26 protein-coding genes are annotated in these 25,338 nt (G+C 67.1%); 11 read left to right on the top strand and 15 right to left on the bottom strand.

Annotation, left to right across the window (positions count from 1 at the left end):
• The first annotated feature begins 59 nt into the window (after positions 1-59).
• The 5 genes from H1S04_RS08145 to acpS are packed head-to-tail and all read left to right on the top strand — an operon-like array spanning position 60 to position 4,364.
• A complete protein-coding gene (locus H1S04_RS08145) occupies positions 60-1,931 on the top strand; it encodes a tetratricopeptide repeat protein (RefSeq protein WP_181744999.1) in 1,872 nt (623 codons plus the stop codon).
• Positions 1,928-2,755, top strand: coding sequence for a 4-(cytidine 5'-diphospho)-2-C-methyl-D-erythritol kinase (locus H1S04_RS08140; RefSeq protein ID WP_181744998.1), 828 nt, complete (start codon positions 1,928-1,930; stop codon positions 2,753-2,755). The genes H1S04_RS08145 and H1S04_RS08140 overlap by 4 nt, the downstream gene beginning before the upstream one ends.
• A 24-nt stretch (positions 2,756-2,779) precedes the next feature.
• Positions 2,780-3,514 (top strand): pyridoxine 5'-phosphate synthase, encoded by a 735-nt coding sequence (locus H1S04_RS08135; protein WP_181744997.1) that lies wholly within the window; start codon positions 2,780-2,782, stop codon positions 3,512-3,514.
• Complete coding sequence (locus tag H1S04_RS08130; protein ID WP_181744996.1) at positions 3,511-3,966, top strand: hypothetical protein; 456 nt, start codon at positions 3,511-3,513, stop codon at positions 3,964-3,966. The genes H1S04_RS08135 and H1S04_RS08130 overlap by 4 nt, the downstream gene beginning before the upstream one ends.
• A complete protein-coding gene (acpS, locus tag H1S04_RS08125; RefSeq protein ID WP_181744995.1) occupies positions 3,963-4,364 on the top strand; it encodes a holo-ACP synthase in 402 nt (133 codons plus the stop codon). Before H1S04_RS08130 ends, acpS begins: the two co-directional genes overlap by 4 nt.
• Here acpS and H1S04_RS08120 read toward each other — a convergent pair.
• Positions 4,361-5,248 carry a hypothetical protein gene (locus H1S04_RS08120; RefSeq protein WP_181744994.1) on the bottom strand — a complete coding sequence of 296 codons (888 nt, stop codon included), beginning with the start codon at positions 5,246-5,248 and terminating at the stop codon, positions 4,361-4,363. The two genes, acpS and H1S04_RS08120, sit on opposite strands and share 4 nt — an antisense overlap.
• Before the next feature lie 10 nt (positions 5,249-5,258).
• Positions 5,259-6,191, bottom strand: a complete 933-nt coding sequence (rarD, locus tag H1S04_RS08115) for an EamA family transporter RarD (RefSeq protein ID WP_181744993.1) — start codon at positions 6,189-6,191, stop codon at positions 5,259-5,261.
• A 192-nt stretch (positions 6,192-6,383) separates the two neighbouring features.
• On the opposite strand from rarD, the gene H1S04_RS08110 reads away from it, so the two are divergent.
• Both H1S04_RS08110 and H1S04_RS08105 read left to right on the top strand, forming a co-directional pair.
• On the top strand, positions 6,384-6,764 hold the full coding sequence (locus tag H1S04_RS08110) for a pore-forming ESAT-6 family protein (RefSeq protein ID WP_181744992.1): 381 nt from the start codon (positions 6,384-6,386) through the stop codon (positions 6,762-6,764).
• Positions 6,765-6,867: 103 nt separating this feature from the next.
• Positions 6,868-7,662 carry a hypothetical protein gene (locus H1S04_RS08105; protein ID WP_181744991.1) on the top strand — a complete coding sequence of 265 codons (795 nt, stop codon included), beginning with the start codon at positions 6,868-6,870 and terminating at the stop codon, positions 7,660-7,662.
• Here the strand turns inward: H1S04_RS08105 and H1S04_RS08100 are convergent.
• The 7 genes from H1S04_RS08100 to H1S04_RS08070 form a co-directional block, all read right to left on the bottom strand.
• A complete protein-coding gene (locus H1S04_RS08100) occupies positions 7,659-7,991 on the bottom strand; it encodes a DUF1491 family protein (protein ID WP_181744990.1) in 333 nt (110 codons plus the stop codon). The two genes, H1S04_RS08105 and H1S04_RS08100, sit on opposite strands and share 4 nt — an antisense overlap.
• Before the next feature lie 4 nt (positions 7,992-7,995).
• Positions 7,996-8,913 carry a GTPase Era gene (gene era / locus H1S04_RS08095; RefSeq protein WP_181744989.1) on the bottom strand — a complete coding sequence of 306 codons (918 nt, stop codon included), beginning with the start codon at positions 8,911-8,913 and terminating at the stop codon, positions 7,996-7,998.
• A gap of 253 nt (positions 8,914-9,166) precedes the next feature.
• Complete coding sequence (gene rnc / locus H1S04_RS08090) at positions 9,167-9,850, bottom strand: ribonuclease III (RefSeq protein ID WP_181744988.1); 684 nt, start codon at positions 9,848-9,850, stop codon at positions 9,167-9,169.
• Between the two features lie 10 nt (positions 9,851-9,860).
• A complete protein-coding gene (gene lepB / locus H1S04_RS08085) occupies positions 9,861-10,646 on the bottom strand; it encodes a signal peptidase I (RefSeq protein WP_181745439.1) in 786 nt (261 codons plus the stop codon).
• A gap of 529 nt (positions 10,647-11,175) precedes the next feature.
• Positions 11,176-12,555, bottom strand: a complete 1,380-nt coding sequence (locus H1S04_RS08080) for an L-serine ammonia-lyase (protein ID WP_181744987.1) — start codon at positions 12,553-12,555, stop codon at positions 11,176-11,178.
• A 471-nt stretch (positions 12,556-13,026) separates the two neighbouring features.
• Positions 13,027-13,674 (bottom strand): RluA family pseudouridine synthase, encoded by a 648-nt coding sequence (locus tag H1S04_RS08075; RefSeq protein ID WP_181744986.1) that lies wholly within the window; start codon positions 13,672-13,674, stop codon positions 13,027-13,029.
• On the bottom strand, positions 13,671-14,297 hold the full coding sequence (locus H1S04_RS08070) for a LysE family translocator (RefSeq protein WP_181744985.1): 627 nt from the start codon (positions 14,295-14,297) through the stop codon (positions 13,671-13,673). Before H1S04_RS08070 ends, H1S04_RS08075 begins: the two co-directional genes overlap by 4 nt.
• A 118-nt stretch (positions 14,298-14,415) precedes the next feature.
• Here H1S04_RS08070 and H1S04_RS08065 point away from each other — a divergent pair, with 118 nt between their 5' ends.
• Positions 14,416-14,850, top strand: coding sequence for a PaaI family thioesterase (locus H1S04_RS08065; protein WP_181744984.1), 435 nt, complete (start codon positions 14,416-14,418; stop codon positions 14,848-14,850).
• Positions 14,851-15,468: 618 nt separating this feature from the next.
• Here H1S04_RS08065 and H1S04_RS08060 read toward each other — a convergent pair.
• A complete protein-coding gene (locus tag H1S04_RS08060; RefSeq protein WP_181744983.1) occupies positions 15,469-16,713 on the bottom strand; it encodes an MFS transporter in 1,245 nt (414 codons plus the stop codon).
• A 124-nt stretch (positions 16,714-16,837) separates the two neighbouring features.
• On the opposite strand from H1S04_RS08060, the gene H1S04_RS08055 reads away from it, so the two are divergent.
• Positions 16,838-17,428 (top strand): glutathione S-transferase family protein, encoded by a 591-nt coding sequence (locus H1S04_RS08055; RefSeq protein WP_181744982.1) that lies wholly within the window; start codon positions 16,838-16,840, stop codon positions 17,426-17,428.
• On the opposite strand, the gene H1S04_RS08050 is transcribed toward H1S04_RS08055, so the two are convergent.
• From H1S04_RS08050 to H1S04_RS08030, 5 genes are all read right to left on the bottom strand, one after another.
• Positions 17,401-18,573, bottom strand: coding sequence for a TIGR03862 family flavoprotein (locus H1S04_RS08050; protein WP_220185172.1), 1,173 nt, complete (start codon positions 18,571-18,573; stop codon positions 17,401-17,403). The genes H1S04_RS08055 and H1S04_RS08050 overlap by 28 nt on opposite strands.
• A gap of 38 nt (positions 18,574-18,611) precedes the next feature.
• A complete protein-coding gene (holA, locus tag H1S04_RS08045) occupies positions 18,612-19,640 on the bottom strand; it encodes a DNA polymerase III subunit delta (RefSeq protein WP_181744980.1) in 1,029 nt (342 codons plus the stop codon).
• Positions 19,641-19,650: 10 nt separating this feature from the next.
• Positions 19,651-20,133 carry an LPS assembly lipoprotein LptE gene (gene lptE, locus H1S04_RS08040; RefSeq protein ID WP_181744979.1) on the bottom strand — a complete coding sequence of 161 codons (483 nt, stop codon included), beginning with the start codon at positions 20,131-20,133 and terminating at the stop codon, positions 19,651-19,653.
• A complete protein-coding gene (gene leuS, locus H1S04_RS08035; RefSeq protein WP_181744978.1) occupies positions 20,120-22,657 on the bottom strand; it encodes a leucine--tRNA ligase in 2,538 nt (845 codons plus the stop codon). The genes lptE and leuS overlap by 14 nt, the downstream gene beginning before the upstream one ends.
• A gap of 69 nt (positions 22,658-22,726) precedes the next feature.
• Entirely contained in the window at positions 22,727-23,209 is a 483-nt protein-coding gene (locus tag H1S04_RS08030; protein WP_181744977.1) for a DUF3576 domain-containing protein, read from the bottom strand.
• A gap of 310 nt (positions 23,210-23,519) precedes the next feature.
• Between H1S04_RS08030 and H1S04_RS08025 the strand changes: the two genes are divergently transcribed.
• Both H1S04_RS08025 and H1S04_RS08020 read left to right on the top strand, forming a co-directional pair.
• Entirely contained in the window at positions 23,520-24,605 is a 1,086-nt protein-coding gene (locus H1S04_RS08025) for a porin (RefSeq protein ID WP_181744976.1), read from the top strand.
• Positions 24,606-24,674: 69 nt separating this feature from the next.
• Positions 24,675-25,337: a YggS family pyridoxal phosphate-dependent enzyme gene (locus H1S04_RS08020; RefSeq protein ID WP_181744975.1), complete on the top strand. Its 663-nt coding sequence runs from the start codon at positions 24,675-24,677 to the stop codon at positions 25,335-25,337.
• Position 25,338: the final 1 nt, after the last annotated feature.

The raw sequence follows: 25,338 nt of genomic DNA, 5'->3' as shown, positions 1-25,338 counted from the left end.
TTGCGTGTCGGCGGCGGCGCGGCTAGGGTCGGGCCGACACCGAAACCCGGATTGCGCTGATGAACCTTCTGCACTCGCTGGCACTCGCCGCCCTGATCGCCCTTCCCGCCGCCCTTCCGGCGGGGGCGCAGGACGACAGGCCGCCGCCGCCCCGGCCCGATCGCGGCGGCGACAGCGTCGCCGCCCCCGAGATGCGGCCCGACGGCACCGCCGCGCCGCTGACCAGGGGTCTTGCCGGTCCCTATCTGGCCGGTCGCGTCGCTGCGACCGACAGCGACTTTGGCGCTGCCGCCAATTACTACCTGCGGGCGCTGAAGCAGGATCCCTCGGCGCGGTTCATCAGCGACAGCGCGCTGATGTCGCTGCTGGCCTCGGGGCAGATCGACCGCGCGGTGACGATGGCGGACGAGATGACGCGGGCCGATGCGGGCACCCGGCCCTCGCAGATCGTCGGCCTGGTCGAGCGGAGCAAGCTGGCCCGGCAGGAAGACTGGGCCGGGCTGATCGGCCTCCTGGACGCGGCCCGCGCCGAGGACGAAAGCACCGAGCGGCTGTTCGACGGGATGCTGCGCGCCTGGGCGCTGCTGGGGCAGGGCAAGGCCGCCGATGCCGATGCCGCCTTTCTGGAGATGCGCAAGGTTCGCGGGACCGAAGGTCTGGTCGAGTATCACCGCGCCCTGTCGAAAGCGCTGGTGGGCGATTTCGAGGGCGCGGCCAAGCTGTTGGAGACCGAAAGGCCCGAGCAGAATCTGATCGGCGCGTTGGCGCGGGCGCAGGTGCTGGCGCAGCTGGATCGCCGGGACGAAGCCATCGCGCTGCTGGAACAGATCACCGATGACGGCATCGGCGTCGACAGTGCCGCCGACGAGCTGCTGGCACGGCTGAAAACCTCGGAGGAGGTGCCGTTCGATTTCGTGACCGGCCCCCGTGACGGCATCGCCCAGGTGTTCCTGACCTTCGCCACCCTGCTGGACAGCGACGTGGAGCCGACGCCGCTGGGGCTGATCCATGCCCGCCTCGCCAGCTATATCGCGCCCGAGATGGCCGATGCGCGGCTGATGGTGGCGCAGATGCTGCAGGCCACCGGCCAGTTCGCCGCCGCCGAGGCCGAGTTCACCACCCTGCGCGACAAGGGCCAACTGCGCCCGCTGGCCGAACTGGGCCGGATCGACGCCCTCGCCCGCGCCGAGCGGACGGAGGATGCCGAAAAGGCCGCCGTCGCCCTGACCGAAAGCCGTCCCGACATGGCCGAGGCCTGGATCGCGCGCGGCGACCTGATGCGACAGCAGAACAAATGGGCCGAGGCGGTATCCGCCTATGACAAGGCCCTGACCCTGATTGATCCGACCGATGAAAACACGCTGTGGTTCCCGCTTTACGCCCGCGCCATCGCGCTGGAGCGCAGCGGCCAGTTCGACCGCGCCGAGGCCGATCTGAAGGCTGCGCTGAAGATGCGCCCGGACAATGCGCAGATGCTGAACTATCTGGGCTATTCCTATGTCGATCGCGGCAAGAACCTGGACGAGGCGCTGCGCCTGATCCAGCGCGCGGTCGACTTGTCGCCGGACGATGGCTATATCCTCGATTCGCTGGGCTGGGCGCTGTATCGCCTCGGTCGGTATCCCGAGGCCGTGGGCCCGCAGGAACGCGCCGTGCTGGAGATGAGCACCGATCCGCTGGTGAACGACCATCTCGGCGACATCTACTGGATGGTCGGGCGCAAGCGCGAGGCCGAGATCCAGTGGATGCGCGCGCTCAGCTTCAAGCCCGAATCCGAAGAGGATATCTACCGCATCCGCGCCAAGCTGGATCGCGGCCTCGACGCGGTGCTGGCCGAGGAAAAGGCCAATGGCGGCAAGCTGCCGCCGCCACCGCCGCCCGCGCCCCCCGAAACCCCGGAGGACGGCGAGGACGTGCCGCCCGCCGAATGACGGTCGAGGAGGCCGCGCCGGCCAAGCTGAACCTGGCCCTGCATGTGACCGGGCAGCGCGCCGATGGCTATCACCTGCTGGATTCGCTGGTGGTCTTCGCGGCGGCGGGCGATGCGGTGCGGCTGGACCCCGGCCCCTTGTCGCTGCGGATTGACGGCCAGTTCGGTGCCGGACTGCCCGTTGATGACAATCTGTGTCTCGACGCCGCCCGGCTGGCCGGGGCAGAGGTCACGATCGGGCTGACCAAGAACCTGCCGGTGGCCTCGGGCATTGGCGGCGGCTCGGCCGATGCGGCGGCCGTGCTGCGCGGGCTGGCACGTATGGGCGTGCCGCTGCCTGCGCGTCCCGACCGGCTGGGCGCGGATGTGCCGGCCTGCCTCGCCTCGCGCCCCTTGCGGATGGGCGGCGTGGGCGAAGTACTGGACCCGCTGCCGCCGCTGCCCGACCTGCATCTGGTGCTGATCAATCCGGGCATCGGAATCTCCACTCCGCAGATCTTCAAGGCGCTGGCGCAGAAGGATAATCCGCCGCTGCCGCCGATGCCCGACCGCTTCGATCTGGCCGGGCTGGTGGATTACCTGTCCGCCTGCCGCAACGATCTTCAGCCCGCGGCGGAAGCGCTGTGTCCGGCGGTCAGCGATGTTCTGGCCGCGCTGCGGGCCGAGGGCGCGTTGCTGGCGCGGATGTCGGGATCGGGGGCGACCTGCTTCGGGATCTTCGCCGATGCCGCCGCCGCCGGGCTGGCGGCTTACCGGATCGGCACCGGGCCTGGGGATTGGTGGATCACCGCGACGGGACTGGCCGCCCCGCCGGCGCCGCTTTAGGATAGCGTTGCAGGAGGTGCCGACATGCTGAGACTTGGCGTCAATATCGACCACGTGGCGACGATCCGCAACGCCCGCGGCACGCCCTGGCCCGATCCGCTGCGCGCCGCCCTGCTGGCGCAGGAGGCGGGGGCCGACGGCATCACCGCCCATCTGCGCGAGGACCGCCGCCACATCACCGACACCGATATCGACGCGCTGATGGAAGGGCTGCGCCTGCCCCTGAACCTTGAAATGGCGGCGACCGCAGAGATGCAGACCATCGCCCTGCGCCACAAACCCCATGCCATCTGTCTGGTCCCCGAAAAGCGCGAGGAACGCACCACCGAAGGCGGCCTCGATGTGGCCGGGAACGAGGAGGCGCTTGCCCGCTATATCGCGCCGCTGCGCGAGGCGGGCAGCAGGGTGTCGATGTTCATCGGGCATCAGCCCGAGCAGATCCGCGCCTCGGCCCGGATCGGGGCGGCAGTGGTGGAACTGCATACCGGCGCCTATTGCGATTTCGACACCGAAGGACGGACCCGCGAACGCGACGCCGAACTGGCCGCCATCCGCGAGGGCGCGGCCCTCGCCGCCTCGCTGGGGCTGGAGGTCCATGCCGGCCACGGCCTGACCTTCGACAATGTCGCCCCCATCGCCGCCATCCCCGAAATCGCCGAGCTGAACATCGGCCATTTCCTGATCGCCGAGTCTGTCTTCATCGGCCTGCCCGCGGCCATCCGCGAGATGCGCCGCCTGATGGACGAGGCCCGCGCGTGAAGCTGGCGCTTGCCGCGCTGCTGCTGGCCGCACCCGCGGCGGCGCAATCGGTGGGCGATTGCGGCGACTGGACCCTGGCCGAATACCTGCCCGAGCCGTGGGAGGACCACATTGCCACCTATGCCGAGGGCCGGATCCGTGTCGCCGTGCTGGACACGATGGAACCGGCGGCGGCGGCGCTGCACCTGCTGGTGATCTCGCCGCCTTTGGACGAAACGGGCGGTCGCCAGTGCAAGGTCGTGTCGCTGTCGGGGGGTGGCGGTCGGCCCACGGGCTTTCTGAACCTCGATTTCGGCGCACGCGAGGCCAGCTATGACGCGGCGCGCGGACTGGTGCTGGCCATGCCGGTCGAGGCCTATGACCCCGTCAACGGGGCTGCTGTTCAGCGCGAATTGACGGTGACGGTCGACCAGTCCTCGGGCAGGATCACCGCCGGGATGAGGGCGGAATGATCCTCGGCATCGGCACAGATCTGGCGAATATCGACCGGATTCAGGGGGTGTTGAACCGTCATGGCGACCGCTTTCGCAACCGCGTTTTCACGCCCGTCGAACTCGCCAAGGCGGCGCGGCGCAAGGACGAGGCCGGGACGCTGGCCAAGCGTTGGGCAGCGAAAGAGGCCTGTTCAAAGGCGCTTGGCACCGGGCTGGCGATGGGGATCAGCTGGAAGGACATGGCGGTGTCGAATCTCAGGACCGGCCAGCCGGTGATGTCCCTGACCGGCTGGGCGGCCGAGCGGCTGGCGAAGATGACCCCGCCGGGGCACGAGGCCATCGTCCATGTCACCCTGACCGACGACCACCCCTGGGCGCAGGCCTTCGTGGTGATCGAGGCGCGGCCGGTCGGCTAGAACGACGCGCCCTCGGACAGGCCGGGCAGGGCGATGTCGGCGATCTGGGCGCGCAGGGTCATGGCGATGTCGCTGCCGGGCCGGATGAAATCGCGCGCCAGAGTAATGTTCTCGGCCATTTTCAGCAGCGCTGTCGCCGCGAGGATCTGCGACGGGCTGGCGCCGACATAGCTGCCAAGACCCTGCGCCTCGATCTGGAAGCGATCAGGCCAAGGCGGCACGGGTTGGTCGGATCGGGCGGGGACGGAGCGCAGCAACTCGTCCCGCGCGCTGCGCAGGCAGACCGAGGCATTGCCGGCATGGCAAAGCGCCTGAATCCGCGCCTCGGGCAGCAGATCGTCCAGCGGGGTCAGCGGAAATTGCGCAAGATAATCGTCGCAGGCCAGCATCTCGCCCTGCTGGCAGCGCAGCTTGACCGGCTGCAACGGCCTGAAGCTGTCGGGCGGCGGCAGCGCACGCAGGCAGCTTTCGGTCCGGCCGGCGGCGCAGCTGCGGCGGGTAAACTCCTCGGCCCTGGTCGCATTGGGCGCGACCAGCACGCATTCCCGCCGGATGACATCGGTATGCAGGGCGCAGGCGCCGGAGACCCCATCGCGATAGATCCGAGCAAGCCTGGCGCATGCCTCGGCATTTTCCGCCGCGCGGCATTGGGCGGCCAGGGGGCGGATATTGTCGATCCGATAGCCAAGCGCGGTCAGCGGATCGATGCTGTTCCACAACACGAAGCCCATGCCGAGGCCGATGAAGACGTAGCTGAAGGTCCGTTCCCGCTGGCCCTGCGGCGATTCGGGATCGTCGATCTGCCGGTCCACCAGTCGAAAGCCGGCGAGCAGGGTCGCGAACCAGACCAGCAGCACGGCGATGGCGATCAGGACATAGGTCATGCGCCGCGCGCTATTCGGGGCGCAGGCTGGTTTCCATCTGGGCAGCGCGGCGGCGGGCGCGGGCGGACTGGATCAGCGTCGCCGAATAGATCACCAGCGCCAGCCAGATCATCGGGAAGGCGATGCGCTTGGCGCCCTCGAACGGTTCGCCGAACAGCCAGACGGCGATCAGGAACACCATGGTCGGGGTGATGTATTGCAGGATGCCGATGGTCGACAGCCGCAGCAGCTTGGCGCCATTGGCATAGAACATCAGCGGAATCGCGGTGACCGGTCCGCAGCCGATCAGCAGCAGCGTGTCGCGCCAGTTCTTGCCGAAATGGCCCTGGCCCTGACTGGTCAGCCAGACCAGATAGGCGATGGCCGGCAGCGTCAGCAGCATCACCTCGAGCGTGAAGCCCTGGTTGGGACCCAGCGGCAGGCTGCGCTTGAAGAAGGCATAGAAGCCCCAGGAGAGGGTCAGGCCAACGGCCACGGCGGGCAGCCGCCCCGCCTCGACCGTGAGGAGCACCACCGCGGCGGCGGCAATGGCGATGGCGATCCATTGCATCCGCGTCAGCCGCTCGCCCAGCAGAAACGCGGCGAGGCAGACCGAAAACAGCGGATTGATGTAATACCCCAGCGCCGCTTCCAGCGCATGGCCGTTGCCGATGGACCAGACATAGATCAGCCAGTTCACGCTGATCAGCGCCGCCGTCAGCGCGGCCATGGCCAGCAGGCGCGGCCGGGTGATGGCGGCACGGATGTCGCTGGTGCGGCGCTGATACAGCAGCACCCCCGAGGCGATCGGAAGCGACCAGATGACGCGGTGGGCGATCACCTCGGACGGGGGGATATGTGCCATCGCCTTCATGTAAAGCGGCAGCAACCCCCAGAGCAGGTAGGCGCCCAGAGCAAAGGCATAGCCTTTCGGCGAATCAGTGGCTTGCGGCAGTGACGACATGGCCGCGACGTTAGCGCGCGGCCCAGGTGAAGGGCAGGGCAAATCGACAGCAGGACTGACCTGTCCAACGGAGGGCGGGTCGGCGGATCGGCATTTTTTCACCGATCCGGCCGGACTGTTCGAAACCATATGAACCTTGGGCGCGCGCCCGGCGTTACCTTTGCGATTCCCTTGGATGATAGAGGTATATCCATGTTGAAGACGTCCATTCTGACCCTGTCGCTGGCGCTCGCCGGCACCGCAGCCTTCGCCCAGACGGCGGCGCCCGATCCCGATGCCGCCGCGGCGGCCGCGAAGAACCAGCTGGGCATTCTGGAATACTGTCAGGCCGAGGGGCATATCGAAGGCACCGCGGTCGATATTCAGGCCAAGATGATCGAGATGGTCCCGGCGGCGCAGAACCAGGAAACCGTCGATGCCGCCTATGCCAAGGGCAAGGAAGGCACCGTCAGCGCCATGGGGGTCGAACAGACCCTGGCCGACGCCGCCACCGCGCAGAACACCGATGTGAAGGCGCTGTGCGGACAGCTTGCCTCGATGGTGGAGCAGGCCGCGGCGCAGATGCCGAAATAAGACCGCACAGCCGGTCTGAACGCCGCCGGGGCCGTCGGGCCTCGGCGGCTTTTTCATGCCGGGGTTTCGTGGCAGGCTGCGGTGACACGACCGGAGGATGGCGATGCGGTCCCTCATTTTCCTGTTATTGGCGCTGTGGCCGCTGGCCACCGCCGCGCATGGCTGCGACGGGCGCGCGGCAGAGATCGTCCGGGCGGCGTGGCCCGGCGCGCAGCCTGACGACGCTCAGGTGGTGATCGAGGGGCGGCGGATCAGCCTGTCCGGCAGCGGTCCTTACGGCATCTTCTGTCGCCGCTGGCCGGCGCATCCCGAGCTTCTGCTGGTCGGGGTGCCGATGACGCGGCCCGAGGGCACAGCGCCGGGCGATGATCGTCTGGGCGATCTGGAACTGCTGGTGCTGGAAGCGGACAGTCTGGCGCCGCGTGCGCGGCTGCGGTTGGCGGATTTCATCCGTGACGGGGCGATTTCGCTGGCCAGCTTGCGCGTGGACACCACGCCCTATCGGCTGTTCGATGATCGGCTGGCCTTTGGCATCCGCCGCGATCTGGCGGCCGGATCGCGGCGAAGCCCCTTTCGGCAGGCCGATCTGACGCTGTTCGACCTGCAGGGCGACCAGCTGCGGCCGGTGCTGTCGGGTCTGGTGGTGATGCAAACCTTCGGAGATTGGGATCTGGATTGTGCGGGCCGATTCGAGACAATGACACGCGCTATCGATACTGTCCCCGGCCGAGAGGCCGCGGATATCGTTCTGCGGGGCACGGTGCGGCGGCGCACCGACCGGATCGTAGGGGGCGCCTGCGTCAGAGCCGAGACCACCGAGACGCTGGCCACGATCACCCTGCGGCATGACGGTCGTATCTATCCGCTGCCCGCGAACCCGCCACCGGCGGCGCGCTAGGTCAGGCCGCCTTCGTCCAGCAGGGTCTCGCCGCTGCGGCTTTCGATCTCGATCACCCACAGATCGGGGTCGAAGCCGGACTGGCGACGAATGGTGTGGTCGATCTCGGGTTCCGGGCCGCCGGCGATTTGCGTCCACGGGCGCAGGTCGGTTTCGAAATCCCATTCCCGCCGCCACAGCGCCGCATGGCCGTCCAGCGTCGCGCATTTGACCAGCACCGCGCCCGCCGTATCGTCGCCGTGACGAATCACATAGGCCGGGATGCCGGCAAGGGCCAGGCGGCGCAGATAGGCGCCGACCCAGACATGCGCGGCCAGACGCGCGGACATGGGATCAGTTGCCCTCGTTGAAATCGAGACCCATTTCGCGGAAGCGTTCGGCCTCCTCCAGCCAGTTTTCGCGGACCTTCACGGTCAGGAACAGATGGACCGGGCGTTCGAGGAAGGCAGAAAGCTCCTCGCGCGCGGCCTTGCCGACGGCGCGGATCGCCTCGCCCTTGTGGCCCAGCACGATGCCCTTGTGGCCGTCGCGGGCGACATAGATGATCTGGTCGATCTTGGCGCTGCCGTCCTTGCGGTCCTCCCAGTTCTCGGTTTCCACGGTCAGCTGATAGGGCAGTTCCTCATGCAGGCGCAGGGTCAGCTTCTCGCGCGTGATTTCGGCGGCGATCATGCGCATGGGCAGGTCGGCGATCTGGTCCTCCGGGTAAAGCCACGGGCCGGGAGGCACCATTTCGGCCAGCCATTCCTTCAGATCGTCGGTGCCATAGCCCTTCTCGGCCGAAATCATGAAGGTTTTGGCGAAGGGATAGGCCGCGTTCATCTCGGCCGACAGGGCCAGCAGATTTTCGGCCTTCACCCGGTCGATCTTGTTGATCGCCAGCGCCACGGGGCGGTCGCCAGCGGTCCGGGCCAACTGGGCGATGATGCCCTTGACGCCTTCGGTCAGGCCGCGATGGGCCTCGATCAGCAGGACGATGACATCGGCATCCGCGGCCCCGCCCCAGGCGGCGGCCACCATCGAGCGGTCCAGCCGGCGGCGCGGCCGGAAGATGCCGGGCGTGTCCACGAAGATGATCTGGCTGTCGCCTTCCATCGCAATGCCGCGGATGCGGGCGCGGGTGGTCTGCACTTTATGCGTCACGATCGAGACCTTGGCCCCCACCATCCGGTTCAGCAGCGTGGACTTGCCGGCATTGGGTTCGCCGATCAGGGCGACAAAGCCGGCGCGGGTCGTGGGGGTGTCGGTCATATATGGAGTCCGGTAAGCGCGGGTTGCAAAGGTCTTGGCGAGTGATGATAGCGCAAGGGCCGGCGGGGGTCTAATGGTCCCGCCACGGGATCACGCATTCGGCCGGTTTGCCGGGGCCTTGGGCGACGCGCAAGGCGCCCCCCAGCCGGCGACAGTCGGAACCGGGCCAGAGCGCGACCGGAAAGGCCGACCCGAGCAGCCAGCCGATCGCCAATCCCGCGCCCAGCAGGCCCCAGCATCGCGGCGCGCGGCCTCACGCGCCGAGTTCTTTCAGCATCGCGGCGGCGGCCGCCTGTTCGATGCTGCGCTTGGTGCCCTTGCCGCGCGCGGTGGCGCGGTGGCCACTGTCCAGCAGGACGGTGATTTCGAATTCGGGCGCATGATCGGGGCCGTCGCGACCGCTGACCTGATATTTCGGCGGGCTCATGCCCTTGGCCTGCGCCCATTCCTGCAGGGCGGTCTTGGGGTCGCGGGCATCGTCCTCGACATTGTCAAGACGCGAGGCCCAAAGCCGCAGCACCACCTTCTGCGCAGTGGTGAAATCGGCGTCGAGATAGATCGCGGCCAGAACCGCCTCCATCGCGTCGGCCAGCAGGGCTTCCTTGCGCCGGCCGCCGGACATCATTTCCGAACGCCCCAGCTTCAGCACGTCGCCCAGACCGATCTCGCGGGCGATATCGGCGCAGGTCTCGCCCCGCACCAGCGCGTTGTAGCGCGGCGCCAGCTGGCCTTCGGATGCGGACTTGTCGGCGCGGAACAGCGCCTCGGCGATGGTCAGGCCAAGGACGCGGTCGCCGAGAAATTCCAGCCGCTGGTTGTCGGGCCGGGTGGGCGAGGCGACCGATCCATGCGTCAGCGCGCGGACCAGCAGCTCGGGCTGCGCGAAGTCATGGCCGAGGCGCGCCATGAATGCCTGCAGATCCGCCCCGACCTTCATCGCCGCGCCCTTATTCAACGGCCTTGAAGAAGCGGTCGGGCCGCCAGGTCCAGAAATACAGGAGCGATTTCCCCGCCGAGGAGAACATGATCCGGTCGGCGCGGCCGATCAGGTATTCGGCGGGCACAAAACCCAGACCACCGGTCACGGCGGGAAAGCGCGAATCTTCGGAATTGTCACGATTGTCGCCCATGAAGAAGTAATGGCCCTCGGGCACGGTGAAGACGGGCGTGTTATCCGCCATCCAGCCGTCCGAGATGTTCAGCACGTCATGGCTGACGCCATTGGGCAGGATCTCGGTCGCGCGGCCCTTGATGCACTCGCCGCCTTCCGGGACAGGGTCGTTCACGCAGCGGGGCATCAACTGCTGGCTGCCCTGCGGGGCCTTCACCTCGATGAAATCGGGCTGGGCTTCGTATTTCACCGGCTCGCCATTCAGGATCAGCTTGCCGTCGACCATCTGCACCTTGTCGCCCGGCAGGCCGATCACGCGCTTGATGAAATCGACCCCGCGCGTCGGATGGCGGAAGACCACGACATCGCCGCGTTCGGGTTCGGACCCGAGGATCCGCCCGCTGATCGGGCACAGTGCAAAGGGGCACGACACGGCCGAATAGCCATAGGCCATCTTGTTCACGAACAGGAAATCGCCGATCAGCAGCGTGTCCTTCATGCTGCCCGAGGGGATCCAGAAGGGTTGGAAGAACAGCGTGCGGAAAATCCCCGCGATCACCAGCGCCCAGAACACGGTCTTGACCGTCTCCCAGATGCCTTCCTTCTTCTCGGCCTTGGCCATGTTGCGCGCCATGATGGATCCTTGGGCTAGCGTTCCTTGGGGTGAATGGTGCCGAAGGGTGTGAAAGTCAAGTTATCGCCGGGATTGGCGGTCCCCCAAACCGATCGCGAGGGCTTGCGCCGCCGTCATCCGCACCCCGTCGCGCATGGTCAGGGGCAGCGGCGCTATTCTGGTGGGATTTCCGATCAGCGGCGAGGATATGAATGGCAAGCGGGGGACGAGCCGGCCGAGTTGCGCCATCAACGGCAGATAACCGGCGGGGGTGATACGTCTCCGGCACAGGGCCGAAGGATGGCAGCGCCCGGCTGGTCGGGCTGTGCGGACGCGCCTGCCGCCCGCAAGCAGCTTGGTCGGCGCGCTGCACCTGCTGGCCGAGGCAGCACGTGGCCCCGCAGAAAGACCGCGGCGCAGGAGGCCGCTTCATGTGCTGGGCCGCTCGTTCAACCGGATGCGGGTGCGACCCGCGTAAGTCCCATAGGCATCCGGGCCGCGATCGCGATCAAGGCCATCGGCGCCCGAGGTGTGCGCTTCAGCAATCGGGCAGGCTGACCGCCAGGCCCCCCAGACTGGTTTCCTTGTATTTGTCGCCCATATCGATGCCGGTCTGGCGCATGGTCTTGATGCAGGCATCGAGCGGCACCAGGTGAAGCCCGTCCGATTTGCACGCCAGCGAGGCCGCCGTCACCGCCTTCACCGCGCCAAAGGCGTTGCGTTCGATGCAGGGCACCTGCACCAGTCCGCCGATGGGGTCGCAGGTCATGCCGAGGTGATGTTCCAGCGCGATCTCGGCGGCGTTTTCGATCTGCTCGGGACGGCCGCCGAACACCGCCGCCAGCCCTGCCGCGGCCATCGCCGAGGCCGATCCGACCTCGCCCTGACAGCCGACCTCGGCCCCCGAGATCGAGGCATTGTGCTTGATGATCCCGCCAATCGCCGCCGCCGCGAGCAGGAACTCGCGATGCGCATCGGCGGGGATTTCGGGGTGGAATTTGGTGATGTAGCGCATCACCGCCGGGATCACCCCGGCCGCGCCATTGGTGGGCGCGGTCACGACCCGGCCGCCGGCGGCGTTTTCCTCGTTCACGGCCATGGCGTAAATGGCCAGCCAGTCATTGGCCAGCAACGGATTGGGGCGGTTCAGGCGGCTGTCCTCGATCAGGCGGTCATGCAGGCTGCGCGCGCGGCGCGGCACTTTCAGGCCGCCGGGCAGAATCCCGTCCTGGCTGAGGCCGCGGTCGATGCAGGCGTTCATCACGCGGGCGACCTCATCCAGCCGGGCGTCCAGCTCCTCGGGGGACATGAAGACGGTTTCGTTGGCGCGCTTCATCTCGGTCAGGGACAGGCCGCTGGCGGCGGCCATGCGCAGCATCTCCGACGCGGTCTGAAAGGGGTAGGGGACGGGCGTGTGGCTGGCCACGGGGGCGAGTTTGGCGCGTTCGTCCAGATCCTCCTCGGCCACGACAAAGCCGCCGCCGATGGAGTAATAGACGCGCCGCAGCAGCAGTTCATCGCCCCGCCAGGCGCAGAAGACCATGCCGTTCGGGTGGCCGGGCAGCGTGGTCTTGCGGTCGAGGATCAGGTCTTCCGCCGGCACGAAGCGATAGCCGGGATGGCCCGGCGGCTGGACGCGGCCCGCGACAGTGATGCCTGCCACGATGGCGTCCATCTGGTCGGGGTCGACGGTATCGGGGCGTTCCCCGGCCAATCCCAGAATCACCGCCCGGTCCGAGGCATGGCCGACGCCGGTGAAGGCCAGCGAGCCGTGCAGGCTGGCGCGCAGATGGTCGGGCGTCAGGCCCTGCGCAGCGATGTCGTCCAGAAACATCGCTGCCGCCGTCATCGGCCCCATGGTATGGGAACTGGACGGCCCGATGCCGATCTTGAACAGGTCGAATACGGACAAAAACATCAGGGCCTACCGGCTTGGGGAACCTCGTCTTCCAATATCACCACCCGCGCGGGCCGCAACAAGCCTCGGGCGGCAAGATGTTCGGTCATGACTGTGCGCCCCGACAGCGCCATCTGCCGATCGCGTCGCCATCCGGCCAGAGCGCAGCGGCGGAGACGTCCCGCCGGACTGATGATGGTGGTCAGGGCCGTCATCTGCGGGACCGCGCCGGTATGCCCATCCAGAAAACCCACGCAACAGCTATGGTCGTCATATCCAAGGCCGTCGCCCGCATGGCCATAGCCGTGCCGTGGGTTCCGGCGCCCGGCCTCGCGCCTGCAGGATCGTGGGTCTCATCCCCTCAAAATGCGCGCCTGTGGATGCCAGCTTGCCGCCGTCATGTCGCGAGGGGCTTCTGATTTATAGATCAGAAACAAACAGGCGTCCTGCCGTGCCGTTTACAGAGCGCAGGGAAATCTCAACGGCTTGCGGTCAGAACTCCGCCGGGGCCGAGAAGGTCATCGGCAGCCCGCTCTCGGGGTGCTTCAGCCGCAGCGATTCGGCATGCAGCATCAGGCGGGGGAAATCAGCGGCCGCACCCGCCGCGTAAAGCGGATCGCCAAGGATGGGGTGGCCGATTTCGGCCATGTGGACGCGCAGCTGGTGGCTGCGTCCCGTCAGCGGCATCAGGCGGATGCGGGTCTCGTCATCGCTGGCACGGATAACGCGCCAGTCGGTGACGGCGGGGCGCCCTTCGGCATGGTCGACCTTCTGGCGGGGGCGGTTCGGCCAGTCGACGATCAGCGGCAGATCGACGGTGCCGGTCTTTTCGGCCACCCGCCCGGCGACGCGGGCGAGGTAGATCTTTCGGGTCTTCCGTTCCTCGAACTGCCTGGACAGGTTGCGTTGCGCATGGGGCGTCAGCGCGAAGACCATCACCCCTGAGGTGTCCAGATCCAGCCGATGCACCAGCAACACGGTCGGGAAGACGCCGCGCAGGCGGCTGATCAGGCAATCGGCCTTGTCATCGCCACGGCCCGGCACTGACAGCAGGCCCGCCTGCTTGTTCACCACCACGATTTCATGGTCGTGATGCAGGATCACCGGGGGATCGGGCGGGGGGGCGTAGGTAAAGCTCACTTCACCACCAGCCGCACCGCCAGCCCGGCGAAGATCACCGCCGAGATCCGGTTGAGCATCCCCATATGCCTGCTGAGCCGCATCCCCAGAAAGCCTGCAACGATGCCGTAAGCCATGGTGATGAGGGTGCCGGTAAAGGTAAAGATCAGCCCGAGGCCAAGGATCTGCTGCCAGACGGGCCCGTATTCGACACGGGTGAATTGCGGCAGGAAGGCCAGTAGAAACAGCACCGGCTTGGGGTTGAGGATATTGGACAGCGCGCCGCGCCGGACGATGCGCCACGCGTTTTCGGGCGCGCGGGTTGCGGGGGCATGCGGCGCGGCGTTCCAGCTTTGCCAGGCGAGCAGCAGCAGATAGGCCGCGCCCATGTATTTCACCGCCGTCAGCACCTCGGGATGACGGCCGGCAATCGCGCCGAGGCCCACCGTGGCGAGCGTCAGGTGGAACAGCACCCCGAGGCCCACCCCCAGCCCCGCCAGCGCCCCCGCGCGCGGGCCGCCCTTGATCCCGCAAGCGGTGGCGAACATCACGTCCTGCCCCGGCGCGAGGTTCAGCAGCAGGCCGCCGCCGATAAAGGTCAGCAGGCTCGCCAGCGGAATATTGGCAATCGTGTCCCAGATCATGCGCGGCCCCCTTTGCCTCGCCGTCTGATTACCGCAGCCCGCGAGCCTTGGCGAGGGACCTTGCCATTGCCGCCCCGCTGGCAGAGGTAAAGGGAATTCGCATGTCAGAGGAAACGCCATGAACGAAGACCGTCTTCGCCAGATCGCCAGTGAGCAGCCCGAATTTTCCAGGCTTCTGGGCATCCGCCTGATCGAGGCCACGCCAGAGCGCGTGGTGATGGCACTGCCGGTGACCGAGGCACTGTCGAACCGAAACGGCGTCATGCATGGCGGGGCGATCCTCGGGTTGACGGACAATGCCGGCGGGACAGCGTCATCCATCAATCTCCAACCCGGACAGAATACGGTCACGCTGGAATCCAAGGTGAATTTCCTGCGGCCGATCCGCATCGGCGATACCGCCCGCGCAACGGTGACGCCCGTGCATCTGGGCGGAACCACCCAGGTCTGGGACATTGCGGTCACCCGCGGCGATGGCAAGCTGGCGGCGAAGGTGACCCAGACCCAGATGACGATTGCCTGGAAAGACCCCGCGCCCGTCGCCAGAAGGTAAGGGGCGGCGCGGGCAGGATCGTCGCGCGCAACCGCCGGGGCCGCGCTTCAGGCCCAGTGCCCGATGCTTTCGGTCCGATGCGGGCGGGATCCTCCGCTCGTGGGCTGCTCGGCCGACAGGGCGATGGTTGCGCGGCCTGCGCCCTCTGGCTCACCCCGTGGGGGCGCGTCGCGGCGCTGAGGGGGTGCTGTTCGGCGCCGTGATAGGCGGCAAGTTCGGGGAACTGCCGGGCACCCCTCACGTGCGGGAGCGGCGAGAAATCGCCCTGCCGGATGGCCGCGTAATACCGTTCCGCCAATGCAAGTTGATCGGTGGTCATGCCGGGCGTCAGCGCCCCGCCCGAGGCTCGGGACCGCTGAAGCGCATTCCTGTCGGCCCTTCCCATGGGCGCAGGTCGGGACTGAACTTGCAGAAGGCATGCGACACCGGCGGGTCGAAGCTGCGGCGGCTGGGTCATTTCCGGGACCTGTGCCATGGCGATGGTCGCCGATGGACCCGCGATGGCCAGCGGGAAGGGCGGCAGGATGCCGTGCGGCGCACTTGTGCCGGAGCAGGGTTGTCAGCCTGAAAAAGCCGCCGCCCAAGGGCAATGCGTGCTGGCCCTGCCTGTGCTGCTGTTCAGGCCGGCACGGGCAGGCGCGAAGGCTCCTCGCGGATGGGCAGATGGATCAGCGCCGAGAAGGCGCCGATGCCCACGCCGACCCACCAGACCATCGTATAATCGCCGTGGATGTCATACATCTTGCCGCCCAGCCACACGCCCAGGAACGACCCCAACTGGTGCGACAGGAAGACGAACCCATAGAGCGTTCCCATGTAACGCAGCCCGAAGATATAGGCGACCAGACCCGAGGTCAGCGGCACCGTGGCCAGCCAAAGCGCCCCCATGATGACGCTGAAGACCAGCACGTCGCCGGGAGTGATCGGATCCTGCAGGATGAACCATGCCGATGCGATCGTGCGCAGCGTATAGACCATGACCAGCAGGTATTTCTTCTTATAGCGCTTGCCCAGCCAGCCGGCCAGGATCGACCCGCCGATATTCGCCGCGCCGATCACCGCGATCGCCCATGCGCCAAGCGCCGAGGTGGTGGTGATTCCCAGCGATGCCAGCAGGCTGCCCGGTGCGATGGGGCTGCACATCTCGGCCACCATGGCGGGGAAATGGGCGGTGATGAAGGCCAGCTGATAGCCGCAGGAAAAGAAGCCCGCGAAGATCATCAGATAGGACGGGTCGCGGAAGGCCCGTTTCAGCACCCTCCCCATGCTTTCCTCAAGCGCCGAGGGCGAGGCGGGCTTGCCCTTGCCCAGCATGGGGATGAACAGGATCATGGTCAGCGCAATACCCGCGAAGACCAGAAAGACGCTCTGCCAGGGCATGATGCTCAGAAGGCCCGCGGCCAGCGGCGCGCCCACCACCTGCCCGGCCGATCCGGCCGCGGTTGCGATGCCAAGCGCGAGGCTGCGGTTCTCGTCGCTGGCGGCGCGCCCGACCACCGCCAGGATCACGCCGAAACCGGTGCCGGCAATGCCGAAGCCCACGGCGACTTCCCAAAGCTGCATCGCCTCGGGCGTGGTGACCATGGTGGACATCACCAGGCCGAGCGCATAAAGCGCTGCGCCGATGATGATCGACCAGCGATCCCCCCAGCGTTCCGCCAGCGCCCCGAAGATCGGCTGCCCGATCCCCCAGGCGAGGTTCTGAATCGCGATGGCCAGCGAAAACTCGGCCCGCGGCCAGCCGAACGTGTCCTGTACCGGAATCTGGAACATCCCGAAACTCGCCCGGATCGAGAAGTTGATCAACAGGATGATACAACCGCCGATCAGGATCGGCGTCATGAGCTTTGACGATGTGGACATGGTGCTCTCCGCGCTTCGCCACAGCTTTGGCCGACGGCGCGAGATGCGTCAAGTCGTCGCAGGCAAGCGCTTGCCGTGGGCCGCAGACCGGCCTAGCTTGCCCGCGTCCCGGCAGGAGAGTTTCATGTACAAGGTCCTTGGCACTGCGAACACGCGGGCGTTTCGCGTCATGTGGATGCTCGAGGAGTTGGGCCAGCCCTATGACCAGGTGCCTGCCGCGCCGCAATCGGGCCGGGTGGTGGCGTTCAACCCCTCGGGGAAGGTGCCGGTGCTGATCGACGAGGGCACGCCGATCACCGATTCCACCGCGATCATCCAGTATCTCGCCGACCGCCACGGCGCTCTGACCCACAAGGCCGGCACCATCGAACGCGCCCGTCAGGACAGCCTGACCCAGTTCCTGCTGGATGAATTCGACGCCGTCCTGTGGACCGCCGCGCGCCACACCTTCGTCCTGCCCGAGGAGCTGCGCGTCTCGGCCATCAAGGACACGCTGCGCTGGGAATTCCAGCGCAGCCAGCAGATCCTGAAACAGCGTGTCGGCAACGGGCCCTTCCTGATGGGGGCGGTGATGACGGTGCCCGACATCATCCTGACCCATTGCCTGGGCTGGGCGCATGCGGCGCGGTTCCCGCTGATGGATTGCTGGGACGAGAAATATCTGGTGAAGATGCGCGCGCGCCCCGCCTATCTGCGCGCCGAGGCGTGCAGGTAATCCGCCGCCGCCCGTCCCGCCCATCGGCCGGTCCCCAGGCTGTGGGTCAGCAGATAACCCCCGGTCGGGGCCTCCCAGTCGAGCATCTCGCCGGCGGCGAAGACACCGGGCAGGGCGCGCAATTCCAGCCCCTCGGTCAGCGCGTCCAGCCGGATACCGCCCGCCGATGAAATCGCCCGCTCCAATCCCATCGGCCCGCGATGGGGCAGCGGCAACGCCTTCGCCCGCCGCGCCGCGTCCTGCGGATCGCGGGGAAGCGGTCGCCCCCATTCCAGCAGCAGCGCGGCCCGCACCGGGTCGCCCAGCACCCGGCGCAGCCAGTTGCCGACCGACAGCTTGCCGCGTCCCCTGGCGAATCGCGCTGCCAGCGCGCCGACCTCCAGATCCGGGGCCAGATCCAGCACCGCATCGGCCCCGTCCCGGATCGCGGCGGCAACGGCATAAATCCCGCCACCCTCGATCCCGTGACCCGAGATCACCCACTCCCCCCGGCTGACCTGTCCACCGGCTTGCAAGGCCACCCCCTTGACCGGCTTGCCGAAATGCCGCGCCATGGCGGGCGACCAGTCGACACGCAAACCCATATTCGCCGGCCGGAACGGCGCGATCGCCACGCCCTTTTCCGCCAGCCAGGGCACCCATGCCGCATCCGATCCCAGCCGCGGCCAGCTTGCACCGCCCAAGGCCAGCACGCAGGCTTCGGGCCGCAGCACCTGCCGGCCTTCGGGCGTCTCGAACAGCAGCCCCGCGCCGTCAAAACCTTGCCAGCGCCAGCGACTCCGCAGATCAACGCCCAGCCCCGAGAGCCGCGCGAGCCAGGCCCGCAACAGTGGCGAGGCCTTCATCCCCACCGGAAACACCCGTCCGGTGGAACCGGTAAACAGCGTCACCCCAAGACCGTGCGCCCAGTCCATGACCTCGGCCGGACCGAAGCCGCTTTCATTCTGGCCGAAATATCCTCGGGGGTGCGGGGGCAGACGGCCCCCGCCGCCCAGGGTCAGGTTTCGCGCAAAGGCTTCGGCAGGCTCGTCGCGGGTCAGGTTCAGCCCGGATTTTCCCGCCATCAGGAATTTCCGCGCGGGTGTCGGCATCGCCTCGGCCACCACCACCGGATGGCCCGCGCGGGCGATCTCCTCGGCCGCCATCAGCCCGGCCGGACCCGCGCCGATGACGAGCGCGCCTTTCACCGCGACCCGCGCGGCATCATCGCCAGCCGGATCAGCGCGCGTTCAATCAGCGCCATCGCCGGCGCCTTCGACGCGCTACGCAGCTGAAGATCGGTATCCAGCAGGTGATGCACGGCCTCCTCCAGATTGCGCATGCCCCAGGATTGCGCCTGCCGCGCCATACGGTCGCGCCGAGGCCCGAAAACCGGCGGCCGCAGCCGTGACAGGCCGGCCTGCGGGCCGCCCGGATCGGCGCTGGCGGCGTGGAGCGCGCGGAAATGGCGCAGCGCGGCGATGCAGATGGTGACCGGCGCAATGCCCTGCGCCTCGATCCGGCGCATCACCGCGCCGAAGTCGCCCGACCGGCCATCGGCGACCACCTCGATCAGCTCGTCCACCTCGGTCTCGATGGTGGCGGGGGCCATCAGGGCGATATCCTCGGGCGTCAGAGGGGCCGGGTCGCCATATTTATACAACGCGATCTTTTCGACAGTCTGGCGGAAATCGCCCGGATCCAGCGCCCGCGACAGTGACATGAGATCGCGCATCGCCACTTGCGGCACCTCGGTCAGGCCCGCCTCCTTCAGCCAGCGGGTGATCTCCTCCTCGCCGGGGGGATCGTCATAGATGGGCGCGGTGGCCGCCGCCGGATGGGGTTCGAAGACCTTGCGCAGCGCCGAGGTCTTGGTCAGCGCGCCCGCCGTCACCACGATCACCGCATCGCCATGCGCCCATTCCGCCAGCGCGGCGGCGACCGCGGGGGCGGCGGCGTCGGGGGTATCCTCGACCAGCACCACGCGCGGGCCAGGAAAGAAACCCACCTCCTTGATCGCGTCCAGCAGCAGCGCCGGATCCTTGCGCAGGTCGGCGCCCGGCATCCGGGTCAGGCGCATTTCCTCATCGGCCTGGGGGCCGGTCAGCGCGGCCACGGCCTCGGCGCGTTTCAGCGCGACGCGCATCGCGTCCTGCCCGTAGATCAGCAGCCCCGGCCGGGTCGGGTCCGGCCGGGCCAGATAGCGGCTGATCTCGGCGCCCTTGAGGATCATCGGGCGCGGATCATGGCGCGGGCTTTGGCCCGGTCGCCAGCAGCCGCGTCACGATCTGGTCGGCCAGCATGACCATCAGCCTCTCATGCGCGTCGCGTTCGGAAGACAGCGTCGCAATCGTCGTCCCGGTCGCCGAATAGCTGGTGAAGCTGGAGACCGTGCCCTGCGTGACCGGCGCGCCGGTGGCGATGTCGGTCAGCGCGAAATCGACGGTGCCGTTCAGTGAATAGCGCGTGGTCACATCGTCGGGCGTGATCCCCTGCGCCACCACGGCGGTGGTCAGACGGTAATCCAGCTTCCATCTCGCCGCTTCGACCGGACCCAACCGGTCGGTCAGCCGCTGGTTCAGCGCGAAGCTATCGACATCCTTGGGTTCGATCACGGCGACCCGGCCCTGCAGGGCCGTGCCGGTGCCGCCGGGGCCATAGGCCGGGGTCATGTTGCAGGCCGCCAGCGCAAGGGCGGCCGCCGGCAGAAGCTTACGCCACCACATTGACGATCCTTCCCGGCACCACGATCAGCTTCTTCGGCGCCGCCCCTTCCAGGAAGCGCTGCACCGTCTCGTCGGCGAGGACGAGGGCCTCGATCTCCTCCTTGGTCATGGTCTTGGGCACCGACAGCTCTGCCCGGCGCTTGCCGTTGATCTGGATCGGCAGGACGATGTTGTCATCTTCCAGCAGAGCGGGGTCAGCCACCGGCCAGGGGGCGTCGATGACCATGCCCTGACCGCCGGCCTTGGCCCAGACCTCCTCGGCCAGGTGCGGCACCAGGGGCGACAGCAGCTGCGCGAGGATGCGCAGCACCGCCCGGCGATGTTCGCCGCCCGCCGGCGATCTGGCGATGGCATTGGCCAGTTCGTACAGCCTGGCGATGGCCTTGTTGAAGGCAAAGCCCTCGATGGCGCGGGTTACATCGGCGATGGCGCGATGGGCGCTGCGGGTCAGATCGGGATCGTCGCCGCCTTCGGGGATTTCGTCGGCCAGACGCCAGACGCGGCCCAGAAACTTGGACGCCGCTTCGGCGCCGGCGGCGGTCCATTCCACATCCCGTTCAGGCGGGCTGTCCGAGAGCATGAACCAGCGCGCGGTATCGGCGCCGAAACGGGCGATGATGTCGACCGGGTCGACGACATTCTTCTTCGACTTCGACATCTTGGCCGAGGGGATGATCTCGACCGGGGTGTCGTCGGCCAGCTTGCCGTCGGTAACATCCTCGGGCAGGTGATAGACGGGGCGCCCCTTCTCGTCCCGCGTCATGTAGATCTCATGCGTGACCATCCCTTGCGAGAACAGCGCGTTGAACGGCTCGATCGCGGTCGGGGGCAGGTGGCCGGTCTTCACCATCGCGCGGGCGAAGAAGCGCGAATAGAGCAGGTGCAGGATCGCGTGTTCGATCCCGCCGATATACTGGTCGACATTCATCCAGTAATCGGCATCCGCCCGGTCGGTCGGCGTGGCGGCATGGGGCGAGGTGAAGCGGGCGTAATACCAGCTGCTGTCGACAAAGGTGTCCATGGTGTCGGTCTCGCGCAGGGCGGGACCGCCGCACACCGGGCAGGTGGCCTGGCGCCAGGTCGGATGGCGGTCCAGCGGGTTGCCCGGAACGTCGAAGGTCACATCCCGCGGCAACAGAACGGGCAGATTTTCCTTGGCCTCGGGGACGGTGCCGTGCTCGTCGCAATGCACGACCGGAATCGGGCAGCCCCAATAGCGCTGGCGCGAGATGCCCCAGTCGCGCAGGCGGAACTTGGTCACGCCCTCGCCCCAGCCCTGCTGCTCGGCCGCCTTGATGGCGGTCGCCACGCCTTCGTCGCCGGTCTGGTCCGGCTGGCCCGCGAAGCCGCGCACATATGTGACGGTTTCGGACTTCATCGGGACGTAAGGAGCCTTGGCGACAAGCGTGTCGGCCTGCGCCAGATCCATGCCCTGCTGCCCGAAGGTGGCGCGGATCGGCAGGCCGTATTTCAGGGCGAATTCGTGATCGCGTTCGTCATGGGCGGGGCTGCCGAAGATGGCGCCGGTGCCGTAATCCATCAGCACGAAATTGGCGATCCAGATCGGCAACTCCCAAGTCGGATCAAGCGGATGCGTCACCTTCAACCCGGTATCGAAGCCCATCTTGGGGGCGGTCTCGATCGCTTCTTCGGTGGTGCCGATGCGGCGGCATTCCTCGACGAATTCGGCGACGCGGCCGTCATGTTCCGCCAGCGATTTCACCAGCGGATGATCGGGGGAAAGCGCGACGAAGCTTGCCCCCATCAGCGTGTCGGGGCGGGTGGTGTAGACCTCAATTTCAGCGATGCTTTCCGGCGCGTCGACGGTCTGGAAGCGGAACTGCAGCCCGCGCGACTTGCCGATCCAGTTCTGCTGCATCAGCCGGACCTTTTCCGGCCAGCCCGTCAGCCCGTCGAGCGCGGCCAGCAGTTCATCGGAATAGTCCGAGATGCGGAAGAACCACTGCGTCAGCTCCTTGCGCTCGACCTGCGCGCCCGAGCGCCAGCCCTTGCCGTCGATGACCTGCTCATTGGCCAGCACGGTCATGTCGACCGGGTCCCAGTTCACCTGCGCCGATTTGCGGGTGATCAGATTCGCCGCCAGCATGTCCAGAAACAACGCCTGCTGCTGGGCGACATAATCGTCATCGCAGGTGGCGAATTCGCGGCTCCAGTCGATGGCGAAGCCCAGCGGCAGCAGCTGCTGCTTCATGGTGGCGATATTGGCATAGGTCCAGTCGCGCGGATGGCCGCCCTGTTCCATCGCGGCGTTTTCGGCCGGCATCCCGAAGGCGTCCCAACCCATCGGATGCAGCACGGAAAAGCCCTGCGCGCGCTTGAACCGCGCCACCACGTCGCCCATCGCGTAGTTGCGCACATGCCCCATGTGAATGCGCCCCGAGGGGTAGGGGAACATCTCCAGCACGTAGTATTTCGGTCGCCCGTCCCGCTTCGCACGGAAGCTGTCGGCATCGGCCCAGGCCTGCTGCCAATGCGGTTCGCTGATCGCGGGGGAATAGGACATGGTGACTCCGGGCTTGAACTTGCCCGGAGGGTTTAGCGCTCGCGCGCGGGATGGTCTATAAGTAAGTACTTACAGCTTGCCGTCGGCCACGCGCAGCTGGCGGGCGCGGGTCAGGATCGCATCTTCGACGGCACGCGCGGTGTCGGGTGCGACCGCACCGCCGCCGGCGCCCTGCAGCGACACTTTCAACGACCGGGCGTCAAGCGCCGGGTCGGTGATGTTGATGGTGGCGCGATAGCTGCGGCCGCCGCCGGGCGGGGTGCCATAGCCGGTTACGATCACCCCGGTGAACGGATCGACCGACTGGATCGGCAGGAAGTTCAGCACCTCGAGGCTGGCGTTCCACAGATACTTGTTCACCGCCACGGCGTTATTGGCGTTCTGCCGGTTCGAGAACAGGTCCCAGATCGACGATTCGTTCCGCTGGGTCTGCCGCTCTGCCACCATCTCCTGCGGCATGTTCGGCTGCGGGTTGCTGCCGCCGCTGCCGCAGGCCGCCAGCGACGAGCACAGCGCGAGAATCGCGGCGGAGCGAAGCGCAAAACGGGTCATGGCACTGTCCTTATATAGCTGTCGCCTTTTCGGCCTTGCCGCCCACTTAGCGCGGATCGGGGCTTGCGGACAAGCATTTCCCGAAGCCCGGCCGCCCATGAGCCTATGCGATGTATACGGGCGGGAGAGGCCACGCGGAGGGCTCTCGGGGCCGTTCACCGAAGTGTGACCAATAAGCACCACAGATGCGGCAATGCCGACGAAGCCGGGCGTTTTCATTGCATTGACCAGGTGAAAGCGCGACACATCCTTCATACCCAACGGCCTTTTGCGCCATTGGGGGATACACCGAGAGACAAGAGGGAACACCATGAAAAAGGTTCTGTTTGCGACCACCGCGCTCGTCATGTCGATGACCGCTGGCGTCGCAGTCGCCGAAGTCGCAGTGACCGGCGACGCCCGTATGGGTCTGATCTATGACGGCAACGACGCTCAGTTCGGCAGCCGCGCCCGTGTCCGTTTTACCCTGACCGGTGAAAGCGATGCCGGCCTGTCGTTCGGCGCCTCGTTCCGCGTCGACCACCAGGACGAGCGTGGCGGCAAGGCCAACGCCGGTACTGCCGGTTCGGTCTGGATTTCGGGCACCTACGGCAAGCTGGAAATGGGCGACGTCGTTTCGGCTTCGGAAGCCGCGATCGGCGACCTGTACGAAGTCGGTTACACCCAGGGTGAATTCGGCGGCGATCTGGAAGAGATCTCGTACCTCACCGCTGACGGCAACAACCTCGACCAGGGCCCGAACATTCTGTACTCGTACAGCATCAGCGGCTTCAACCTGTACGCGTCGGCCAGCGACTCGAGCGACAACGCGTGGCCGGGTGCTGCCGGTGCAGACAACCCGTTCTGTGATGTCGTCGACGCGGATGGCGACGGCGAACTGGACGACGAAGTTTGCGGCGTTGCCGGCGGCGACACCGATTCGGAACTCGCATGGTCGGTCGCAGCCAACTATGAAGGCACCCATGCCAACGGCACCTACACCGTGGGTCTGGGCTATGCCAAGCATGGCGACGCCAAAGAAGTCGTCCTGGGCGCCGAAGGGACCTATGGCGCTTTCAGCGGTAAGATCATCTACGCGGACTACAAAGACCGCGCTGGCATCGACTTCCGCGTCGGCGACAACCCGATGGTGGAATTCGACAACGCCAACTACAACTACGACAAAGCCTATGGCCTGTCGCTGGCTTACGAGTTCGATGCCGTCACCGTCAAAGGCTACTACCGCCGCGATGTGGCTGAAGCCATCGTTGCTGGTGCCGATGACACCGATTTCGACACCTGGGGTATCGGTGCCGACTACGATCTGGGCGGCGGCGCCATCCTGGCCGGCGGTATCGTCGACAGCGACTGGATCGCTGACACGGTTGCCGACGTCGGTGTCCGCTTCAAGTTCTGATCGAACCTGAAACGATCTACGGAGAGAGCGGGCCTTGCGCCCGCTCTTTTCTTTTGTGAGTTTCGCGCCATGGGACTGGATGACATCACCCGCCGCATCGCCGCGGCAGAACAGCGGGCAGGGCGCGCGCCCGGATCGGTGACGCTGATCGCCGTCAGTAAGGTGCAGCCCGACGATCGCGTGACCGCCGTGCTGGAGGCCGGACAACGCGTCTTCGGCGAGAATTATGTGCAGGAGGCGCAGGGCAAATGGCCCGCTTGGCGCGAACGTTGGCCGGGTGTGCAACTGCACATGATCGGGCCGTTGCAGTCGAACAAGGCCAAACAGGCGGTGGGGCTGTTCGACGCCATTCATACGCTCGACCGCATGTCGCTGGCGCGCAAGCTTGCCCAGGCCATCGAGGCGCAGGAACGCGCGCCCGAACTGTTCGTGCAGGTCAATACCGGGGATGAGCCGCAGAAGGCCGGCATTCTCGTGGACGAACTGTCCGGCTTTCTGGTCCAGCTCCGCGAGATGGGACTGAACCCGCAGGGGCTGATGTGCATCCCGCCCGAGGCGGAAGATCCGCGCCCGCATTTCCAGCTGTTGCGCGAACTGGCCGAGACCGAGGGGCTGGCCAAGCTGTCCATGGGGATGAGCGCGGATTTCGAGGCCGCAATTGCCGAAGGCGCGACCCATGTGCGCGTCGGCAGCGCGATTTTCGGGGCGCGGGATTACACGACAATGCTGTAAC

It is taken from the genome of Paracoccus sp. S1E-3, from assembly GCF_013868135.1.
Taxonomy (GTDB): Bacteria; Pseudomonadota; Alphaproteobacteria; order Rhodobacterales; family Rhodobacteraceae; genus Paracoccus.
This window is presented reverse-complemented; position numbering and strand designations above follow the sequence as displayed.

Excerpts from the sequence above, each read along its gene's own strand:
- H1S04_RS08120 (WP_181744994.1), bottom strand. The coding sequence starts at position 5,248 with ATGACCTATGTCCTGATCGCCATCGCCGTGCTGCTGGTCTGGTTCGCG.
- H1S04_RS08020 (WP_181744975.1), top strand. The coding sequence starts at position 24,675 with ATGGGACTGGATGACATCACCCGCCGCATCGCCGCGGCAGAACAGCGG.
- H1S04_RS08080 (WP_181744987.1), bottom strand. The coding sequence starts at position 12,555 with ATGTTTTTGTCCGTATTCGACCTGTTCAAGATCGGCATCGGGCCGTCC.
- H1S04_RS08030 (WP_181744977.1), bottom strand. The coding sequence starts at position 23,209 with ATGACCCGTTTTGCGCTTCGCTCCGCCGCGATTCTCGCGCTGTGCTCG.
- holA (WP_181744980.1), bottom strand. The coding sequence starts at position 19,640 with ATGATCCTCAAGGGCGCCGAGATCAGCCGCTATCTGGCCCGGCCGGAC.
- H1S04_RS08025 (WP_181744976.1), top strand. The coding sequence starts at position 23,520 with ATGAAAAAGGTTCTGTTTGCGACCACCGCGCTCGTCATGTCGATGACC.
- rarD (WP_181744993.1), bottom strand. The coding sequence starts at position 6,191 with ATGTCGTCACTGCCGCAAGCCACTGATTCGCCGAAAGGCTATGCCTTT.
- H1S04_RS08105 (WP_181744991.1), top strand. The coding sequence starts at position 6,868 with ATGCGGTCCCTCATTTTCCTGTTATTGGCGCTGTGGCCGCTGGCCACC.
- H1S04_RS08145 (WP_181744999.1), top strand. The coding sequence starts at position 60 with ATGAACCTTCTGCACTCGCTGGCACTCGCCGCCCTGATCGCCCTTCCC.
- H1S04_RS08070 (WP_181744985.1), bottom strand. The coding sequence starts at position 14,297 with ATGATCTGGGACACGATTGCCAATATTCCGCTGGCGAGCCTGCTGACC.
- rnc (WP_181744988.1), bottom strand. The coding sequence starts at position 9,850 with ATGAAGGTCGGGGCGGATCTGCAGGCATTCATGGCGCGCCTCGGCCAT.
- lepB (WP_181745439.1), bottom strand. The coding sequence starts at position 10,646 with ATGGCCAAGGCCGAGAAGAAGGAAGGCATCTGGGAGACGGTCAAGACC.
- H1S04_RS08065 (WP_181744984.1), top strand. The coding sequence starts at position 14,416 with ATGAACGAAGACCGTCTTCGCCAGATCGCCAGTGAGCAGCCCGAATTT.
- H1S04_RS08140 (WP_181744998.1), top strand. The coding sequence starts at position 1,928 with ATGACGGTCGAGGAGGCCGCGCCGGCCAAGCTGAACCTGGCCCTGCAT.
- acpS (WP_181744995.1), top strand. The coding sequence starts at position 3,963 with ATGATCCTCGGCATCGGCACAGATCTGGCGAATATCGACCGGATTCAG.
- H1S04_RS08055 (WP_181744982.1), top strand. The coding sequence starts at position 16,838 with ATGTACAAGGTCCTTGGCACTGCGAACACGCGGGCGTTTCGCGTCATG.
- H1S04_RS08050 (WP_220185172.1), bottom strand. The coding sequence starts at position 18,573 with ATGGCGGCCGAGGAGATCGCCCGCGCGGGCCATCCGGTGGTGGTGGCC.
- era (WP_181744989.1), bottom strand. The coding sequence starts at position 8,913 with ATGACCGACACCCCCACGACCCGCGCCGGCTTTGTCGCCCTGATCGGC.
- leuS (WP_181744978.1), bottom strand. The coding sequence starts at position 22,657 with ATGTCCTATTCCCCCGCGATCAGCGAACCGCATTGGCAGCAGGCCTGG.
- H1S04_RS08100 (WP_181744990.1), bottom strand. The coding sequence starts at position 7,991 with ATGTCCGCGCGTCTGGCCGCGCATGTCTGGGTCGGCGCCTATCTGCGC.
- H1S04_RS08135 (WP_181744997.1), top strand. The coding sequence starts at position 2,780 with ATGCTGAGACTTGGCGTCAATATCGACCACGTGGCGACGATCCGCAAC.
- lptE (WP_181744979.1), bottom strand. The coding sequence starts at position 20,133 with ATGTGGTGGCGTAAGCTTCTGCCGGCGGCCGCCCTTGCGCTGGCGGCC.
- H1S04_RS08110 (WP_181744992.1), top strand. The coding sequence starts at position 6,384 with ATGTTGAAGACGTCCATTCTGACCCTGTCGCTGGCGCTCGCCGGCACC.
- H1S04_RS08060 (WP_181744983.1), bottom strand. The coding sequence starts at position 16,713 with ATGTCCACATCGTCAAAGCTCATGACGCCGATCCTGATCGGCGGTTGT.